Source organism: Streptomyces capoamus, from assembly GCF_014654935.1.
In the GTDB taxonomy this organism is placed as follows: domain Bacteria; phylum Actinomycetota; class Actinomycetes; order Streptomycetales; family Streptomycetaceae; genus Streptomyces; species Streptomyces capoamus.
This window is the reverse complement of sequence record NZ_BNBF01000009.1, coordinates 160,802-177,707: the sequence shown is the minus strand read 5'-3', so window position 1 is coordinate 177,707 and position 16,906 is coordinate 160,802. Positions and strand designations below refer to the sequence as shown.

17 protein-coding genes, 1 tRNA gene and 1 pseudogene are annotated in these 16,906 nt (G+C 70.2%); 6 read left to right on the top strand and 13 right to left on the bottom strand.

Annotation, left to right across the window (positions count from 1 at the left end; translation table 11 throughout):
- The 8 genes from IE312_RS40435 to IE312_RS16740 form a co-directional block, all read right to left on the bottom strand.
- Window positions 1-741 (bottom strand): aminotransferase class III-fold pyridoxal phosphate-dependent enzyme (locus IE312_RS40435; RefSeq protein ID WP_229899906.1); only part of this gene is annotated, 741 nt, incomplete at its 3' end.
- Window positions 738-1,001: an acyl carrier protein gene (locus tag IE312_RS16770; protein ID WP_189982555.1), complete on the bottom strand. Its 264-nt coding sequence runs from the start codon at window positions 999-1,001 to the stop codon at window positions 738-740. The genes IE312_RS40435 and IE312_RS16770, both read right to left, overlap by 4 nt.
- Window positions 1,002-1,052: 51 nt before the next feature.
- Window positions 1,053-2,603 (bottom strand): class I adenylate-forming enzyme family protein, encoded by a 1,551-nt coding sequence (locus IE312_RS16765; protein ID WP_189982553.1) that lies wholly within the window; start codon window positions 2,601-2,603, stop codon window positions 1,053-1,055.
- Window positions 2,603-3,538, bottom strand: a complete 936-nt coding sequence (locus tag IE312_RS16760) for a holo-ACP synthase (RefSeq protein ID WP_189982551.1) — start codon at window positions 3,536-3,538, stop codon at window positions 2,603-2,605. The genes IE312_RS16765 and IE312_RS16760 overlap by 1 nt, the downstream gene beginning before the upstream one ends.
- Window positions 3,535-4,821: a type III PLP-dependent enzyme domain-containing protein gene (locus IE312_RS16755; protein WP_229899905.1), complete on the bottom strand. Its 1,287-nt coding sequence runs from the start codon at window positions 4,819-4,821 to the stop codon at window positions 3,535-3,537. Before IE312_RS16755 ends, IE312_RS16760 begins: the two co-directional genes overlap by 4 nt.
- A 461-nt stretch (window positions 4,822-5,282) precedes the next feature.
- Window positions 5,283-5,573 (bottom strand): hypothetical protein, encoded by a 291-nt coding sequence (locus tag IE312_RS16750; RefSeq protein ID WP_189982550.1) that lies wholly within the window; start codon window positions 5,571-5,573, stop codon window positions 5,283-5,285.
- 67 nt (window positions 5,574-5,640) lie between these two features.
- Window positions 5,641-6,618 carry a helix-turn-helix transcriptional regulator gene (locus IE312_RS16745; RefSeq protein ID WP_189982548.1) on the bottom strand — a complete coding sequence of 326 codons (978 nt, stop codon included), beginning with the start codon at window positions 6,616-6,618 and terminating at the stop codon, window positions 5,641-5,643.
- A gap of 99 nt (window positions 6,619-6,717) precedes the next feature.
- Entirely contained in the window at window positions 6,718-7,293 is a 576-nt protein-coding gene (locus tag IE312_RS16740) for a CGNR zinc finger domain-containing protein (protein WP_189982546.1), read from the bottom strand.
- 309 nt (window positions 7,294-7,602) lie between these two features.
- Between IE312_RS16740 and IE312_RS16735 the strand changes: the two genes are divergently transcribed.
- Both IE312_RS16735 and IE312_RS16730 read left to right on the top strand, forming a co-directional pair.
- Complete coding sequence (locus IE312_RS16735) at window positions 7,603-7,791, top strand: ferredoxin (protein WP_189982545.1); 189 nt, start codon at window positions 7,603-7,605, stop codon at window positions 7,789-7,791.
- 8 nt (window positions 7,792-7,799) lie between these two features.
- Complete coding sequence (locus IE312_RS16730) at window positions 7,800-9,044, top strand: NAD(P)/FAD-dependent oxidoreductase (protein ID WP_189982542.1); 1,245 nt, start codon at window positions 7,800-7,802, stop codon at window positions 9,042-9,044.
- Window positions 9,045-10,068: 1,024 nt separating this feature from the next.
- Here IE312_RS16730 and IE312_RS16725 read toward each other — a convergent pair.
- Both IE312_RS16725 and IE312_RS16720 read right to left on the bottom strand, forming a co-directional pair.
- Window positions 10,069-10,142: transfer RNA gene (locus IE312_RS16725), tRNA-Pro, on the bottom strand.
- A gap of 237 nt (window positions 10,143-10,379) precedes the next feature.
- Entirely contained in the window at window positions 10,380-10,895 is a 516-nt protein-coding gene (locus IE312_RS16720; RefSeq protein ID WP_189982540.1) for a hypothetical protein, read from the bottom strand.
- A gap of 128 nt (window positions 10,896-11,023) precedes the next feature.
- Between IE312_RS16720 and IE312_RS16715 the strand changes: the two genes are divergently transcribed.
- The 3 genes from IE312_RS16715 (at window position 11,024) to IE312_RS16705 (ending at window position 13,875) form a co-directional block, all read left to right on the top strand.
- On the top strand, window positions 11,024-11,368 hold the full coding sequence (locus IE312_RS16715; RefSeq protein ID WP_189982538.1) for a cupin domain-containing protein: 345 nt from the start codon (window positions 11,024-11,026) through the stop codon (window positions 11,366-11,368).
- Window positions 11,369-11,438: 70 nt separating this feature from the next.
- The gene (locus IE312_RS16710) at window positions 11,439-12,608 is read left to right on the top strand and encodes a Gfo/Idh/MocA family protein (RefSeq protein ID WP_189982537.1); all 1,170 of its coding nucleotides are present in this window, start codon (window positions 11,439-11,441) and stop codon (window positions 12,606-12,608) included.
- A gap of 262 nt (window positions 12,609-12,870) precedes the next feature.
- Window positions 12,871-13,875 (top strand): Gfo/Idh/MocA family protein, encoded by a 1,005-nt coding sequence (locus IE312_RS16705; RefSeq protein ID WP_189982534.1) that lies wholly within the window; start codon window positions 12,871-12,873, stop codon window positions 13,873-13,875.
- Between the two features lie 51 nt (window positions 13,876-13,926).
- Here the strand turns inward: IE312_RS16705 and IE312_RS16700 are convergent, their stop codons facing one another.
- The 3 genes and pseudogenes from IE312_RS16700 to IE312_RS40430 all read right to left on the bottom strand — a co-directional run.
- Complete coding sequence (locus tag IE312_RS16700; protein ID WP_189982532.1) at window positions 13,927-14,124, bottom strand: hypothetical protein; 198 nt, start codon at window positions 14,122-14,124, stop codon at window positions 13,927-13,929.
- Between the two features lie 193 nt (window positions 14,125-14,317).
- Complete coding sequence (locus tag IE312_RS16695) at window positions 14,318-15,226, bottom strand: sugar phosphate isomerase/epimerase family protein (protein ID WP_189982530.1); 909 nt, start codon at window positions 15,224-15,226, stop codon at window positions 14,318-14,320.
- Between the two features lie 3 nt (window positions 15,227-15,229).
- Window positions 15,230-15,546, bottom strand: a pseudogene (locus IE312_RS40430) (hypothetical protein); the annotation flags it as partial.
- A 413-nt stretch (window positions 15,547-15,959) separates the two neighbouring features.
- On the opposite strand from IE312_RS40430, the gene IE312_RS16690 reads away from it, so the two are divergent.
- Window positions 15,960-16,906, top strand: a 947-nt coding sequence (locus IE312_RS16690; protein ID WP_229899902.1) for an ABC transporter substrate-binding protein, incomplete at its 3' end; no start/stop codon positions are given.

Here is a 16,906-nt window from a genome sequence, read left to right as displayed (position 1 = left end):
GCCCATCTGGATGTCGTCGACGATGAGCAGCATGTCGTGCTGGAGGCAGAGCCGGGCGAGGCCCCGCAGCCACTGCGGGCGGGCCACGTTGATGCCACCCTCGCCCTGGATCGTCTCCACGATCACCGCGGCGGGCTTGTCCAGCCCCGACCCGTTGTCCGCGAGCAGGTGCTCGAACCACAGGAAGTCGGGTGTCTTCCCGCCCATGTAGTGGTCGAAGGGCATGGGAGTGGTGTGCACGAGCGGCACTCCGGCACCGGCCCGCTTGAAGGCGTTGCCGGTCACGGCCAGGGAGCCCAGCGACATGCCGTGGAAGGCGTTGGTGAAGGAGACGACCGTCTCGCGCCCCTTGACCTTGCGCGCCAGCTTGAGGGCGGCTTCCACGGCGTTGGTGCCGGTCGGGCCCGGGAACATGACCTTGTAGGGCAGGTCCCGCGGGCGCAGGATCGTGTTCTGGAAGAACTCGAGGAACGCGCGCTTGGCCGTGGTCGACATGTCCAGGCCGTGGGTGACGCCGTCGCGCTCCAGGTAGTCGAGCAGGGCGCGCTTCAGCACCGGGTTGTTGTGGCCGTAGTTGAGGGATCCGGCGCCCGCGAAGAAGTCCAGGTAGGCGTGCCCGTCCTCGTCGTACATCCGGCTGCCCTGGGCCCGGTCGAACACGGTGGGCCAGCTGCGGCAGTAGCTGCGCACTTCTGACTCCAGGGTCGTGAAGACGCTCAGGTCGGGCTGGATGAGCGTCATGCGGAGACCTGCTCGAGCTGGGTGCGCAGGACGAAGTCGGTGAAGGTGTCCACCGAGACGAAGTCGTCCGCGTCCAGGTCCTCCGGGTCGACGACCAGGCCGATGGAGTCCTCCAGGGCCATCAGCATCTCCAGCATGGTGGTCGAGTCGAGGTGCAGGTCGTCGAAGAGCTTCACGTCACCGGTGAGGCCGGTGACGGGCCGCTCCAGGACGTCGGTGAGGGCGGTCTCGAGGGCGGTGACGACGTTCTGGCGATCCATGGTCATGTCCTTGTGTGGGGTGAGGAGTTGCTGCGGTCGGCGGGAGGAGGGTCAGTGGGCGAGGCCGGCCCGGGAGGCTTCGGCGGTGACCGGGGCGGCGGGGGCCTGTTCGATCAGGGCGGCCAGTTTCTTGCGGTCGACCTTGCCGTTGCCGTTGGTGGGCAGGGCGTCGAGGCGGACGCAGCGCCGCGGGATCTTGAAGGGCTCGATGTGGTCGCGCATGCCCTCGCGCACCTCGTCCGCGCCGATGTCGGCGACCACCGCGAGGAGCGCGCCCCGCTTGCCCTCGGGCGGCAGCACGGCGGCCGAGGTCACCCCGTCGACACGGGTCGCGGCGGCTTCGACCTCGGTGGCGCTGAGACGGAATCCGCGCTCCTTGTAGAGGTCGTCCCGGCGGCCGGAAAAGTAGAGGTAGCCCTCCTTGTCCAGCCAGCCGTAGTCGCCGGTGCGCAGCTCGGGGAAGAGTCCCTCCGCGCGAGGGAAACGCTCGGCGGTCAGCTCGGGGCGTTTCCAGTAGCCCGCCATGACGTTCGGGCCGCGCACGACGAACTGGCCGATCTGTCCGGGAGGCAGCCGGCTGCCGTCGTCGTCGATGACGAAGACCTCGGTGCCCGGCAGCGGCAGTCCGCAGGATCCCGGATGGTCGAGGTCTCCGTCCGGCGGCATGATCGCCGTGCGCTTGCACTCCGTGAGGCCGTACATGACCTGGATCCTCAGCCGGGGCAGTGCGGCGCGCAGCGCGGCCATGGTGGTGTCGGACAGGGCCGCTCCGGTGTTGGTCAGCAGCCGCAGCCGGCTCGGCCCTGAGCTGCTGCGCCGGAGCAGCCAGGCGAGCCGGTCGGCGATGGAGGGCACGGCGGGCAGCACGGTCGCCCCGGCTTCCTCCAGGCTGCGCAGCAGCGGCGGACCGACCTCGGCGACCGTGCCCAGGTGCAGTCGGGCGCCGCTCAGGGCCGCCAGGTAGACCTGGTAGAGGCCGTAGTCGAAGGAGAGCGGCAGCGGGCAGTACACGACGTCGTCGCTGCGGTACCGCAGGCACTCCTGGATCGCGGAGGCGGCGAAGAGCACCTGCTGGTGGGTACTGACCACGGCCTTGGGCAGCGAGGTGGTGCCCGAGGTGTAGATCAGGCTGACGGGGTCCACCGTCAGGGCGCTCGGGCCACCGGGGGCGAGTGACTCGTCGGTGTCGGCGTCGAGGGCGGACCGGACCAGCTCGTCGAGTTCGAGGAAGCGCACCCCGTGCTCGGCGGCGGTCCGTCCCGCGGCGGGGTCGTCGGAGACCAACAGCGTGGGTCCGCAGTCCCGCAGCACGTGTTCCAGCGGCCCGCCGCGTACCTGTTCGTGCAGCACGCTGAAGACGGCGCCCAGGCGGGAGGCCGCGTAGAGGAGTACGGCGATGCCGATCCCGTCGGCCGCGGTGACGACGATCCGGTCGCCGCGCCGCAGTCCTTCGCGCTGCAGGGCAGCGGCCGTCCGGGTGCTGGCGGCGGCGAGTTCTGCGTAGGTCAGGCTGCGGCCCTGGGAACTCAGCGCGGCGGATTCCGGGCTGCGTTCGGCGGCCGACTCCAGGAGTTCGTGCAGCAGCTGCGCTGTACGGCCCATCAGGTCTCCTCGGCAACGGGGTGGGGGGCGGTCGCCGTGTCCGTCCTGCGGTAGGGGACGACTGTGGTGGCGGTGGCGGAACACACGAGCTGAGGGGCGTCGAGGACGACGGCGGCGCTCTCTCCCGCTCCCGGGCGGGCACTGAGGACTTTGTGCGCCTCCAGTTCGACCACCCGCCGCAGCCTGGTCCGCCGTACCAGTCGTGCGCGGGCCTCGATGTAGTCGCCCGGCCTGACGGGTGCGGCGAACCGGACGTCGTCGTACTGGGCCAGCAGCCCCTCGTCGCCGTCCGTGCGGACGGTGATCTCGGTGACCAGATCGCCGAACAGCCGCAGGATGCGGGCGCCGTCCACCAGGTCACCCCCGTAGTGGGCTTCCTCCTGGCCGACTCGCACCCGCAGGAAGGCCGTGGTCTGCGGGGCTTGTTCACCGTGGGCACTGTGCTGGGCGGGGGCGGGGGCGGTGGTGCTGGTGCTGGGCGGCGACACGGCGTCGGGCTCCTTCGGTTCGGTGGATGCGGTGGGTCCGATGTCGGCCGCGGCACCGCCGCGGCCGGGGACGCCGATGGCGACTGCGGCTACGACGTCCTGTTTGTGGGTGATGGACACCGAGACGGAGGGCGGGGCCAACTGGGCGGCTCTGCCCCGGAAACGGACGACGGGGGCGCCGTGCGGTGTGGGCTCCACACATATCTCGCGCGGCGACACTCCTTGCAGGAAGCCCAGGCCCAGGACCTTGAGGATGGCCTCCTTGGCGGCGAATCGTCCTGCCAGGAACTCCAGTCGGCGCCGGCCGCCGAGGCCCTCGGCGTGGTCCAGTTCCTCCCGGGCGAAGCTGAAGCGCAGGAACCAGGGTCGTTCGACCAGGCGGCGCAGTTCCGAGCAGTCGAGGACGTCGACCCCGACCCGGGCGGCCCGGTCTGCCGCGGTGGTCATCGGGATGCTGCGCGGAAGTCGACGAGGTGCTGTTTGGCCAGCAGGTCCTCGGTGGTGTCGCGTTCCCGGATCAGATGGGCCCGCCCCCCGTGCACCATCACCTCGGCCGGGAAGCCGTGGCTGAGGAAAAGCCCGGGTGAGGCGGTGGGCCCGTAGGCCCCGGACCGCTCCACCGCCAGCAGGTCCCCCGGCCGTACCTCCGGCAGCCGGACCTTCTTGGCGATGACGTCGTTGGGCGTGCACAGCGGCCCGGTCACGCTGTAGGGCCGCAGCGCTTCGGCGTCCCGGCTCCCCACGTGGCGGATCGGGAAGTTGCGCTTGACGAAGCTGCCGACGCCGACCGCGGCCATGTGGTGGTTGGTACCGCCGTCGGCGACCACGAAGCTCTCCCCCATGGAGTCCTTCACATAGCGGGCCCGGATGAGGTACGTGCCGGCCATGGCCGTCAGGAAGCGCCCCAGCTCCATGATCATCTGGCAGCGCGGGTTGCGCGCGGCGAAGGAGGAGAGGACGTCCGCCAGTCCCGTGCCCAGCGCGTCGAGGTCCAGGTCCTCCTCGTTGTCGAAGTAGGCGACGCCGAGTCCGCCGCCGAAGTCCACGGTCTCCAGGGGGAAGCCGAGCCGTCCGGCCAGCTCCTCCGCGGTGGCCAGGATCCGGCCGGTGTTGTGGACGACGTCCTCGTGGTTCAGGAACCGTGTCCCCATGTAGGCGTGCACGCCCTTCACCCGGATGTGGCGCAGGGCCGCGAGCCGGTGCTTGGAGTCGCGCAGTTCGGCTTCGTCGATGCCGAACTGCCGGGGCTTGCCCCCCATCGCCAGTCCCGACCCCTTGCTGCCGAAGGCGGGGTTTACCCGCAGGAGCACCGGGAACTCGTCACGGCCGGCGGTCGCCAGCAGCGAGTCCAGCAGGTCGAGTTCGTCCAGTGATTCGCAGACGATCGCGTGGATTCCGGCTTCGACGCACGCGGTGAGTTCTCGTTCGTCCTTGCCGGGGCCGAGGAAGATGATGTCCTGGGGCGCGACCCCGGCGCGGAGCGTGGTGACGAGTTCGGCATAGGAGGAGACCTCGGCGCCGGCACCGAACGAGTTCAGCAGTGCGCAGACACTGACGTTGGGGTTGGCTTTGAGCGAGTAGAAGACGTCGACACCGGCGGGGAGCACGCTGCGCAGCCTGCGGTACGTGTCTTCCAGGATGTCCGCGTCGTAGACGAACAGCGGGGTGCCGAACTCCTCGGCGAGTTCCGCCATCGTATTGCCCTGGATGTGGTCGTTCGAGATAGCCATACAATCACTGCCATCCGCCGTCGTCGAGCCGACGGCTTACGGTCCGCTCCTTCGCGAGTGAGCTGCCTGGGATGGATGTCCGCTCTTTCATCGCTCGCCTCTCTCACTGGTTTGTCATCCAGCAATCACGATTCTGCGAGCTTCCGCCTGGCGAAGGAAGAACTGGCGGGTGGACTGAATCGGTCCTGACCTATTTAGGCCCGCACTCGGACTTGGTGTCGGCCCAATGGATCCAAGGCGTTCGCGATATTCCCCGTGTACGTTGAATCAAACCGATGAAAAAGGCCGGACATTCGGGGCATCAGGCGTTCGGAGCGTCAGACGTCCGGGACAACAGGCGCCCGGGACAACAGGCGCCCGGGACATCAGGCGTCCAGGGCATTGGGTATGCATTGGGTATCCATACCGACGGCCGGCCGCGCGGGGCCGTGCGCCGACGGGCCGCCGTGCAGGGGTCGGCCTCAGTCGAACTCGTAGTGCATGAGCGGCGCTTCGGCGCGCCGCAGGCCCCAGTCGGCCAGCTGAGGGCACGCGGCGGCGGCACGCACCCAGATCAGTTCCGCGGTCGACTCGGCCTCGTTCAGGGACGCGACCCGGAGGAAGAGACCGATGACGGGATGAGGTCGTGACTGGAGGTGCACACTGACGTGTTCGAGAACGTCGGGTGCGGTGGCTTCCAGCAGCTGCCTGATCTCAGCAGGCAGGCAGGCATCGCCGCCCGGAGGGGAGACCGCGAGATGGACGAGGTACATGAGGCAACTGTCCTATTCGAATCGTCAATCCCTTCCACTGCTTGTCGACCAGTGACCCTGAGGACCCTCATGGCCGGATGAGCCCCCTCGCGACCGCGTGCACACCGGCCTGGAAGCGGCTTCGCGCGCCGAGGTGGTCCATGAGCCTGGTGGCGATACGGCGTGCCGTGCGAGCCGACACGCCCAACCGTGCCGCGACGGATTCGTCGGTGTGCCCCTGGGACAACAGCCGCAGGACCTCCGCCTGCTGGGGACCCAGCCCCTGCGTGTCCGCGGGTGAGGGGGTGTCGCCCAGGGGCCGGGCGCACTGCCAGACACAGTCGAACAGGGCGTACAGCGAGGACACCACTCCTGGTGTCTGCAGGACGACCGCCCCGGCTGCGGTGTCGTCGCAGTCGGCGGCGACGACGGCGATCCTCCGATCGCAGATGATCATGCGGTTCGGCAAGGAGGGGACGCTCCGTATGCGCCCGCCGAGGGTGGCCAGCCACTCCGCGTGCGCCACGGTCGCGGGGTCGTTGCGGGCGCTGTCCAGGTAGACGGTGCGCATCCGCACGCCGCGCTCCAGCAGGGTCTCGGCGAGCGGCCGCGAACTGCGCACATTGGCCGCCGTCTGGGCTCCGCCCGGAGCGAAGGTCAGCAGTTCGTCCTCCACCCTGTCGTACAGGGTCGCCAGGTAGTCGCGGACGCAGTCGACGCCGTTCAGGCGGAGTAACTCTTCCCTGTCCTGGGTGAACTCCGATTTGAGACGTACGGCGGCGGCCTGGGCCTCTTGTACCCGTTTCTGTTGCGCGGCGAGTTCGGCTCGTTGCCTTGCCAGCAGGATGTCCGCGGCCAGGTGCGGGTCGACTGCGTGGAAATTCCGGGGATCTTCGGAGGAACTCCTTATGAGGGCCAGTTCACTGAGGGTGTCGAGTGCCGTCAGTACGGCCTGCTCGGTCAGCCGGAGCCGGCGCATCAGATCGACGACACCGTCCTGCGGGTGTGCCAGCATCTCGCGGTAGACGACCTCGGCCGTGGCGTCCATTCCCAGAACGTCGTACATGGGATTCCCCCTTTTTTGAGCAGCGTTCGGCAGCGAGACCACGAAGCGCGGGAGTCTCGCTACCACGAAGTCACGATGATCAGTGACGAAACAGCACGGTCAGTCGGCGAGGCCCGACTTCGCGCGCTTGTTGGCGAGAAAGCGTGCCTTCTTCTCACGATTCCCGCACGTGTTCATGTCGCACCATCTGCGGGTGTGACCGCGGCTGGTGTCGACGAACGCGGCCCGACACGTCGGCGAAGCGCACAACGAGATCTTTCCTTCTCGTTCTCCCGCGAGGAGGCTGATCGCGTCGGCGGCGATCACGCTGAGCGCGTCTTCCACGGAGGCGGAACCCAGCCGCCACTCCCGGCTGCCCTCGGCCGTCAGGACCGCCGAGGCCAGGCCGTGCGTGCTGCAGTCATTGATGACATCGACGGCCGGGGAGGGCAGCGGGTCGTGGATCGCGACGGCGGTGGCGGCAGCGTGGATCGCTTCCCGCAGCTCCCGGGCGTGATCGAGCTGGGACTGACTGCAGGAGTCGACGGCGAGTCCGTTGACCGCCAGCCAGTCCGCGAACCGGGACGGCACGGGAATGCGCTCCAGCGCCTCGCCGTAACGCTCCGAGAGGGTACCCGTGAAGCTGGTCGTCAGCACCTTGCCCAGACGGAACTCCGGAAAATACACCACCGCCATGGAACCACCTTAGCCGGTTGCTTCCTGCAGGGCAAGCATGCCAGAACCGTCAGAGGCGGTTCTACGGCGACCCGGAGATCCCGTACACCCTCCAAGGTCAACATCGAGTGCCCGAAGGCCGGTTGGGGAAACCAGCACGGATCGCCGGCCGCGATTGCCACACCCACGGGCCGCCCGCGAAGGGCCTGAACGGGCCAGGACCGGTTCAGGCCAGCCGCCACTCCTTCCTCCGCCCCGACCGGGCTCGTAAGGTCGTGATCGCCGGAGAAAGAACCGGCGAAAGGGACGAGCGACGGAAGATCAGGGACCATGAAGATTTTTGTCGACAGGGTCAAGTGCCAGAACCACGGACAGTGCGCGATCTCGGCTCCGACCAACTTCGAGCTCGACGACAACGGGGAGCTTCGATACCAGGAAGCGTTCGATGAGGAGAACACCGGCGACATCGAGGACGCTGCCGACTCCTGCCCTCTGCAAGCGATCACCCTGAAGTCGTGATGCCGCCGGTGGCTGACAGGCGGCCGCACATCGCCGTGGTCGGCTCCGGCATAGCCGGACTGCGAGCGGCCGACGCCCTGCTCAAACGCGAGGTCGACGCCAGGATCGTCGTCTTCGGGGACGAGCCCCACCGCACCTACAACCGGCCGGGTCTGACGAAGAAGCGCTATCCCCTGTCGGACGCCCTCGAGAGCACGATCGCCGAGGACGTAAGGGTGAAGGGAGCCGAGAACGACGCCGTGACCTGGCGCCTCGGCACCGGAGTGCGGTCCGCGGACCTGAGCGGCAGGACGCTGCGCCTGAGTACCGGTGAAACGTTCGAGTACGACGCTCTGGTGATCGCCGCGGGCGTACGTCCGCGGACCGCGTTCGGGGACGGCGGGGAGTGCGCGCTCCACACGCACAGGACCCTGCGCGGTCTGGGCGATGCGCGCTACGTCCACCAGCGGCTCCAGGCGAGCGAGAAGGTCACGATCACGGGCGCCGGATTCGTCGCCTGTGAGCTCGCTTCGCTGGCCAAGGAGTACGGCTGTGAAGTCCTCATGCTGGAAGCACTGCGCCGCGGGCCGTTCGAGAGCCTCCTGGGCGAACGGCTGGCGACGGCGCTCGGCCGCCGGCTCGTCCAGCACGGCATCACGTTCCTGACGGGCGATTCCGCGAGGGAACTGCTCTGCGCCGCGGAACCGTCGCATGCGGAGCCCCCGCCCGATCGGTCCCTTTCCGATCAGTCCCTTTCCGATAGGTCCCTCTTCATCGAGGCCATCGGGAGCGTCCCCAATGTGGAGTGGCTGGACGGGAACGGCCTCGACCTGTCCGACGGGGTGCGCGTCGACGCGTACATGCGCGTCTCGCCCTGGGACAACGTGTTCGCGGCCGGGGACGTGGCCCGGTACCCCGACCCGTGGACGGCCGGGAGCCTCACGCGCAGAGAATTCTGGAAGAACGCGATCGACACGGGTGATCTCGCGGGCCGGTCCCTGGCGTCGTCGTTGGGGTACGGTTCCGTGACCTCCCCGATCGGATACTTCCCCAGCATGTCCACGGAAGTACTCGGACTGCGCATCCAGATCGCCGGCGATCCGAGGGCGTCGGACGCGATGGAGGTCGTCTGCGGAGACCCGGACGAGCCGGAGCAGGGAGTCCTCGTCGCGTACCTGCGGGAAGGCACCGCGGTGGGGGCCGCCTACCTGGACAAAGGCGCCCGGTACAACAGTGCCTACATCAAGCTGCTGAGGTCGTTGAGAGAGCGCTGAACGGGCACTGGAATGCCGGTCGCCGGCGGCGAACGACCGAGGGCCGGTTTCGGATGGTTCCGAAACCGGCCCTTGACGTGCGGCTGTACATCGGAGCAGCACCCGCAACCACGTCGCCCGCAGGGAAGCCGCCACGCGGACGAGGGCCGGGGACCGCGGCGCGGCTGCCAGCCCGGCGTAGTGCGCCGGGCATTCCCACTGTTCGCGGGCCGAGAGCTCGACGGGCACGGGAGTGTCCGGGTGGTCCTCGGGCGCGTAGAGATGCACCACCGCCTCATACCGGGAGTCCACGTGCGTGGTCGCGGACCAGGGGTGCTGGGGGTGCTCGCACGAGGCGTCCGCGTCGATGGTGTCCAGGGCCGCGACCAAGTCGCGGGCGTAGGGGGGCAGGCTTTCGTAGGTCTGGGCGATGCCCATCCACAGGGACAGGAACAGGCCGATCCGTTCCTCGTCGCGCACCTGCCCGGACAGCCAGCGGCGGGCGGACCACAGCGCGACGGGGCCGGTGTTGTCCTCCCAGGAACGCCGGATCGCCTCCTGGAGGAACCGCGCGTCGAGGTGGGAGACGTCCGCACTGCCGAAGAGCTCCTCGTGGGCCTCGCGCATGCGGGCGGCGGCCCCGTCGGCGAGGCCGGCGAGGAACGCCTCGCAGTCGAACGCCGCCAGCTCCTCGTCCTCCAGCCCGTACTCCTCGGCGAACACGGCACGGCCGGCCTCGGACAGCATGCTCACCCCGGCCTCGACGCCGTATTCGTCGTCCACGTCCGTGGGACGGGCTCCGGCCGGGCAGGTGCAGGACGCCGGGTCGAGCGTGGCCCGCAACCCTTCCAGGGCTTGCGTGTACGACGCGAAGAGGGACTTGCTGAAGACGCGTGCGGCGACCTACCAGCAGGTGGTGTGGAGCAGGATCGTGTACCCGGTCCGTTCCCGGTGCCCCTGCGGGGTGCCGATGCGCGATCAAGGGCCCCACCTCACCAGTGTGAGGCGGAGCCCTTTGACCCGCGACTACGAAGCGTTGCCTCCGTCGGGACGACAGGATTTGAACCTGCGACCCCTTGACCCCCAGTCAAGTGCGCTACCAAGCTGCGCCACGTCCCGTCACGGTCTCACGCGGTGTTCCGCGTGATCACGCAGGCCAACCCTACCGCACGCGCACGCGTGCCCGGGCCGGGACGGGACCGGCGGGGGCCGGGCGGGGCGGCGTACCGGGACCAGGAGGGCGAGGACGACGCCCAGCGCGGCCGGGTCCCGACGACCGCATGGCCGGTGTCCGCACCACCCGCTGACCCGCCCACCCGCTGACCCGCCCACCCGCCGGACGGCACGGGTCGCCGGCTACTTGATGAGCGCGTTCGCCACCACCACGATCAGCCCGAGTAGCGCGTCCCCCAGCCCCATCAGGACGGCGACCGGCCAGCTGCGGGCGGACCAGCGGGCGGTGAGGAGCCCCAGCGCGAACAGGATCACGACGTTGAGGCCGAACGCCGCGTACTCGATCCCCTTCGCGGGCCACCATCCCCAGCGCGCGCCCGCCAGCAGGAAGACGGTGGGCAGGACCGCCGCGACGAGCGGCCACTCGTTGCGGACGGCGAGCAGGATGTCCCAGCGGCGGTGCGGGGCGCGCTCGGCGATGTAGTGGGCGTAGCCGTGGGCGAGGGCGGAGGCGCACGCGGTGACCAGCACCCACGCGGCGTCGTACCCGCGGACCTCGGCGGAGGTGTGCCCGTACTGGGTGAGCGCCGCGACCATGGAACTGGCGAGAACGGCGCCGTACACCCCGCCGAAGAGCACGATCTCCCGCGTGCTCTGGTGCCGGGACGGTGCCGTGGCGACCGCCGTGGAGTCAGCCATGTCCCCACGATCACGCGGGCCGGGCGTCCCCGCCACCGCGCGGCCCGACGAAGTGTCCTGCCACCGGGCCCGATGCCGCACACCCTGTCGACGGCGGCGGGGCTCGCGCGCCGACTAGGGTCAACCGCATGACGCCCAGCTTCGCGCTCCACATCGCCGACGCCGACCTCGAACCCGAGCCCCTGGACCCGGACCAGATCGTCTCCGGAAGCCCGGAGGTCACCGGGAAGGTGGTCTGGGAGTCGGCGGACGGCCGGCAGATCCGCGGGATCTGGCAGATCACCCCGGGCGTGGTCACGGACACGGAGGCGGACGAACTGTTCGTGGTGATCAGCGGGTCGGCGACGATCGAGGTGGCCCACGGGCCGACGCTGACGGTGGGGCCCGGTGACCTGGCGGTGCTCCGCGCGGGCGACCGTACGACCTGGACGGTGCACGAGACGCTGCGCAAGGCGTACGCGATCAGTCTGTGAGGCCGGCCGCGGGCGGGCCCGTCGTCCCCCGGACCGGTCCGACCCAGTTTCCGACAGGGAGGCGGCAGTCATGGTGGACGCGCTCGGTGTCGCGGTCGTCGGGTTCGGCTGGATGGGCCGGGTGCACACCCGGGCGTACGCCCGCCTCCCGCACCACTATCCCCGGCTGCCGCTGCGGCCCCGGCTGATCGCGGTGGCCGAGGAGGTGCCGGGACGGGCGGAGGAGGCCGCCGAGCGGTTCGGGTTCGCCTCGGCGACCCGCGACTGGCGGGAGGTGGCGGCCGATCCGCGGGTGCGGGCGGTGAGCGTCACCGTGCCGAACTTCCTGCACCGGGAGATCGGGGTGGCGATGGCCGAGGCCGGCAAGCACCTGTGGATCGAGAAGCCGGTGGGCCTGACCGCCGGGGACGCCCGCGCCGTCGCCGACGCGGTCGCCGGGGCCGGCGTCCAGGGCGCGGTCGGCTTCAACTACCGCAACGCACCCGCCGTGGAGACCGCCCGCGAACTGATCGCCTCCGGTGAGCTCGGCACGGTCACGCATGTGCGCATCCGCTTCTTCAGTGACTACGCGGCCCACCCGGACACTGCGCTGACCTGGCGGTACGAACGCGAACGGGGCGGCAGCGGGGTACTGGGCGACCTGGCCTCGCACGGCGTCGACCTGGCCCGGTTCCTGCTCGGTGACATCGCGGCGCTGACCGCGGACACGGCGGTCTTCGTACCGGAGCGGGCGCGTCCGAGCGGTGCGACGGCCGGGCACGCGCCGGCCGCCGGCGGCGAGCCCGGCCCGGTCGAGAACGAGGACTACGCCGGCTGCCTGCTGCGCTTCGCCTCCGGTGCCCGTGGGGTGCTGGAGGCCTGCCGGGTCTCGGTCGGCGAGCAGAACAGCTACGGCTTCGAGGTGCACGGTACGCGGGGCGCGGTGTTCTGGGACTTCCGCCGGATGAACGAGCTGCGGGTCAGCCGCGGTTCGGCCTACCAGGACCAGCCGGTGAGCACGGTGTACGTCGGCCCGGGCGCCGGCGAGTTCGCCGCGTTCCAGCCGGGTGCGGCGAACGCGATGGGCTACGACGACCTGAAGGTGATCGAGGCGTACCGCTTCGTCCGCTCCATCGCCGAGGGCACGCCGTACGGCACCACTCTCGCGGACGCGGTGTACAGCGCGACCGCTCTGGACGCCATGGCGGAGTCGGCGCGCAGCGGCCGGTGGGTCAGCCTGCGGGCACGTCGTACGGAGTGACCACCTGGATCGCCGACGGCAGCACCGGCCGCTGCTTGTTCGAGGGGTTTGTACTGACAAGAATGGCAGGACCGCGCCGCGCCGGCCGCGTCCACGGCGGCGGCCGGTGCGCGGGGACCGCTTTTGCGCGGACCTGCGTGCGCGGGGCGCCGTACGTACGGGCCGGCCTGGCGGATGCCGCACCGGGTCGGTGACCGAGCGGGACGGGACGTGCCCCGGCGGCCTCGACCAGGACTCGGCACAACCCTAGGAGCAGTACCGCATGCGTATCGGAATCCTCGGCCTCGGCCGCATCGGCGCCTTCCACGCCGAGACCCTCGCCGGCCTGGACGCCGTCGAGTCGCTCGTCGTCGCCGACCCGTTCGCGCAGGCGGCCAAGGCCGCCGCCGAGCGGTTCGGCGCCGAGGTCGCGGACTCGCCCGAGGCCCTGCTGGCGGCCGGGGTGGACGGCCTCGTCGTCGCGGCGGCCACCGACGCCCATCCCGCGCTGATCCTGGCGGGCGTCGAGGCCGGCGTCCCGGTCTTCTGCGAGAAGCCCGTCGCCCGGACGATGGGCGAGGGCGTCGAGGTCCTGGAGGCCGTGCGGGGCAGCGGCGTACCGGTCCAGATCGGCTACAACCGGCGCTTCGACGCGGGCTTCGCCGCCGCGCGGGCCGCCGTACGGGCCGGTGAGCTCGGCCCGCTGCACACCGTCCGCTCCACGACCCTGGACCCGGCGCCGCCGCCGGCCGCGTACGTCGCCGCGTCCGGTGGCATCTTCCGCGACTGCTCCGTGCACGACTTCGACATCATCCGCTGGGTGACGGGAGCCGAGGTGACCGAGGTCTACGCGGTGGGCGGCAACCGGGGCGCCGACTACATCGAGGCGGCCGGCGACGCCGACACCACGGGCGCGATCCTCACCCTGGACGACGGCACCCTCGCGGTGGTGTCCAACTCCCGGCACAACGCGCGTGGTTACGACGTGCGCATGGAAATCCACGGCTTCGCCGACTCCATCGCCGTCGGCCTCGACGACAAGCTGCCGCTGCGCTCGGTCGAACCTGGGGCGACCTTTCCGTCCGGCACCCCGCACGACTTCTTCATGGACCGCTTCGCCGCCGCCTACCGCGCCGAACTGACCGCGTTCACCGAGGTCGTGGCCGGCAGCCTGCCCTCACCGTGCACCGTCGAGGACGCGCTGGAGGCGGGCTGGATCGCCGAGGCGTGCACGCTGTCCCTGCGCGAGCACCGGCCGGTGACGCTCGCGGAGGCGCGCCGGGGGTGAGCGTCCGGGGCGGCGCCGGGCGGTCGTCCGGCGCCGCCCCGCCCGTCCGCGTCAGCCGCAGTACCGGATCAGCCACTCGTCCGGGTTGTAGGTGTCCCGTGCCGGGTCCGGCACGGTCGCCGGCCTGGTCTCCACCGTGTCCTGCGGACGTATCCGCTCGGGCAGCGAGCCGAAGCGGTCGCGGCGCAGGGCCGCGGCGGTCTCGGCCGGGTCCTCGGGCCTGGTGCGGGCTTCCGTACGGTGTGTCATCTCGTCCTCCCGTCCGCGCGGGCGTTCCCCGTTGTATTCGAAACGACCGCGTGCCCCCGTTGGTTCCCGGCCATCCGGTGACCGAATCCATCGGGACCACGCAGGAACCGGGCCGCGGCCGGCGGCACCACGGCCCGGTCCGGCGCGGCGGCCGGCGGCACGGCATCCCTGCCCGGCGGGACGGTCCGGTCCCTCAGGCCCCGCAGGACCGCAGGAAGCGGCGGGTGCGTACCGCGATCGGCAGGGGCCTGTCCGGCTCGCACGGGTACATGTCCTGCTCGACGATCGCGAACAGCTCCACCCCCAGCCGCTGCGCCGCCTCCAGCACCGGCCCCAGTGCGGGGACCCCGGACGGCGGTTCGCACATGACCCCGCGCCGCACCGCCGGCCCGAACGGCACCCCGCCCGCGACGACCTCGGCGAGGATGTCCGGGTCGACCTGCTTGAGGTGCAGGTACCCGATGCGCTCGCCGTAGGTCTCGATCAGCTTGACGCTGTCCCCTCCGCAGTAGGCGTAGTGCCCGGTGTCCAGGCACAGGTTGACCAGGTCGGGGTCGGTCGAGTCCAGGAAGCGCTCGACGTGTTCCTCGGTGTCGATGTGGGTGTCGGCGTGCGGGTGTACCACGATGTCCAGGCCGTAGGCCTCCTTGACCTCGTGGCCGAGCCGTTCCATGCCCTTCGTCAGGTGGGCCCACTGCTCGGCGGTCAGCTCGGGGGGTTCCAGGAGTTCGGCGGTCTTGTCGTCCCGCCAGAAGGAGGGGATGACCACCAGGTGCCGGGCGCCCATCGCCCGCGTGAGCGCGGCGACCTGGCCGACGTGCGCCCAGGTCTCCTCCCAGACGGCGGGGCCGCGGTGCAGGCCGGTGAAGACCGTGCCCGCCGAGACCTTCAGGTTCCGCCGGGCCACCTCGTCGGTGAGCCGTGCCGGGTCGGTGGGCAGGTAGCCGTACGGGCCCAGTTCGATCCAGTCGTAGCCGGCCTCGGCGACCTCGTCGAGGAAGCGTTCCCAGGGCACTTGCCGGGGGTCGTCGGGGAACCAGACGCCCCAGGAGTCCGGGGCCGAGCCGACCCGGATGCGGTCGAGCGAAGTGGGCTGCGCCATGATTCAGGACTCTCCTTCGGGAAAGGTCGCCACGGGTGCGCCGAGGCCGCCCGCCTCGGGCGGCCCTCCCGTGTCGACGCCGTGCACCTGGCCCGACTCGTGCCTGAGCGTGACGAGTTCTGCGCCGGGTGGGTGATGAAGATGACGCCGAGGCCGCGGTCGCGGGCGGCGGCGATGGACTTCAGCAGGCAGTCCAGGACGACGCCCATGGTGTGCAGTTCCCGGTCCGTGGTCTCCTTCGTCCGGACGATGTCGAGCCGGCCCAGCGGCCGAGGCCCCTTGGCCGTCTCGGAGCCGAGGAAGAACAGTTCGACGAGGGGCCCGCCGGCGGAGGGGGGCGGTTCCCGGACGGCGGTGACGGCGGTGACGGCGGTGCCGTGGGCGGGTCGGTCGGTCATCGCTTCACCTCCGGGTCGCCGTGCGCCGGGCCCACGGAAGGGATACAAGCCCCCTGCCCGGCCCGCTGTCCATAGTTTGTCAGGACATCATTTCACGAGCAGGTCCGGATGCCCGGGACGAAGCGTCTCACCTGGGCCGCGACCCCCCGCGACGGTGACGATTACGTTTCGGGCAAGAGACCCCCCGTTGCGACCGGAGCTATTGACGCATGAGCGGACCTGGGGCTGTTATTACGCCCACGATGTTCGGTCGAGTTGGTTTCTGAGCGGTTTCGAAGACCTTTCGGTGATCAACTCACCCCCTTGGCCGAACCCTGCATTCCTCAGGAGCCGCCATGCGCCTCTCCCCCTCCGGTCTGTCCCTCCCCGGTCCCAGCCGCCGTTCCCTGCTGCGCGGAGCGGGCGGTGCCGCCCTCCTCGCCGGGACCGGCATACCCCTGCTGTCCGCCTGCGGCGGCAGCGGTTCCGGTTCCGACCCCAAGACCGTCACCGTCGGCTCCAACCAGTCCGACGCCGTGCCGAAGAAGGCCTACGGCGACATCTACACGGCCTTCACCAAGCAGTCCGGTCTCAAGGTCGACGTGAACACCAAGGACCACAACACCTTCCAGGAGCAGATCAACTCGTATCTGCAGGGCACCCCGGACGACGTGTTCAACTGGTTCGCCGGTTACCGCATGCAGTTCTTCGCGGCCAAGGGCCTCGCCAGCCCGGTCGACGACGTGTGGGAGAAGATCGGGGGCAACTTCCCCGAGGCCATGAAGAAGCTGAGCAAGGGTGCGGACGGCAAGTACTACTTCGTGCCGCTGACCACGTACCCCTGGGCGGTCTTCTACCGCAAAAGCGTCTTCCGGCAACACGGTTACGAAGTTCCCACCACCTGGGACCAGTTGGTCGCCCTGTGCAAGCGGATGAAGAAGGACGGCCTGGTCCCGATCGCCTTCGGCGACAAGGACGCCTGGCCCGCGATGGGCACCTTCGACCAGATCAACTTCCGCCTCAACGGCTACGACTTCCACGTCCAGCTGATGGCCGGCAAGGCCTCCTGGACGGACGCGAAGGTCAAGGCCGTCTTCGACCACTGGGCCGAGCTGCTCCCCTACCACCAGGACGGCTTCATGGGCCGCACCTGGCAGGACGCCGCGCAGACGCTGGTGGCGAAGAAGGCCGGCATGTACCTCCTCGGCTCCTTCGTGGCCCAGCAGTTCACCGACAAGGCCGACCTGGACGACCTCGACTTCTTTCCCTTCCCGGAGATCAACTCCGCGTACGGCCAGGACAC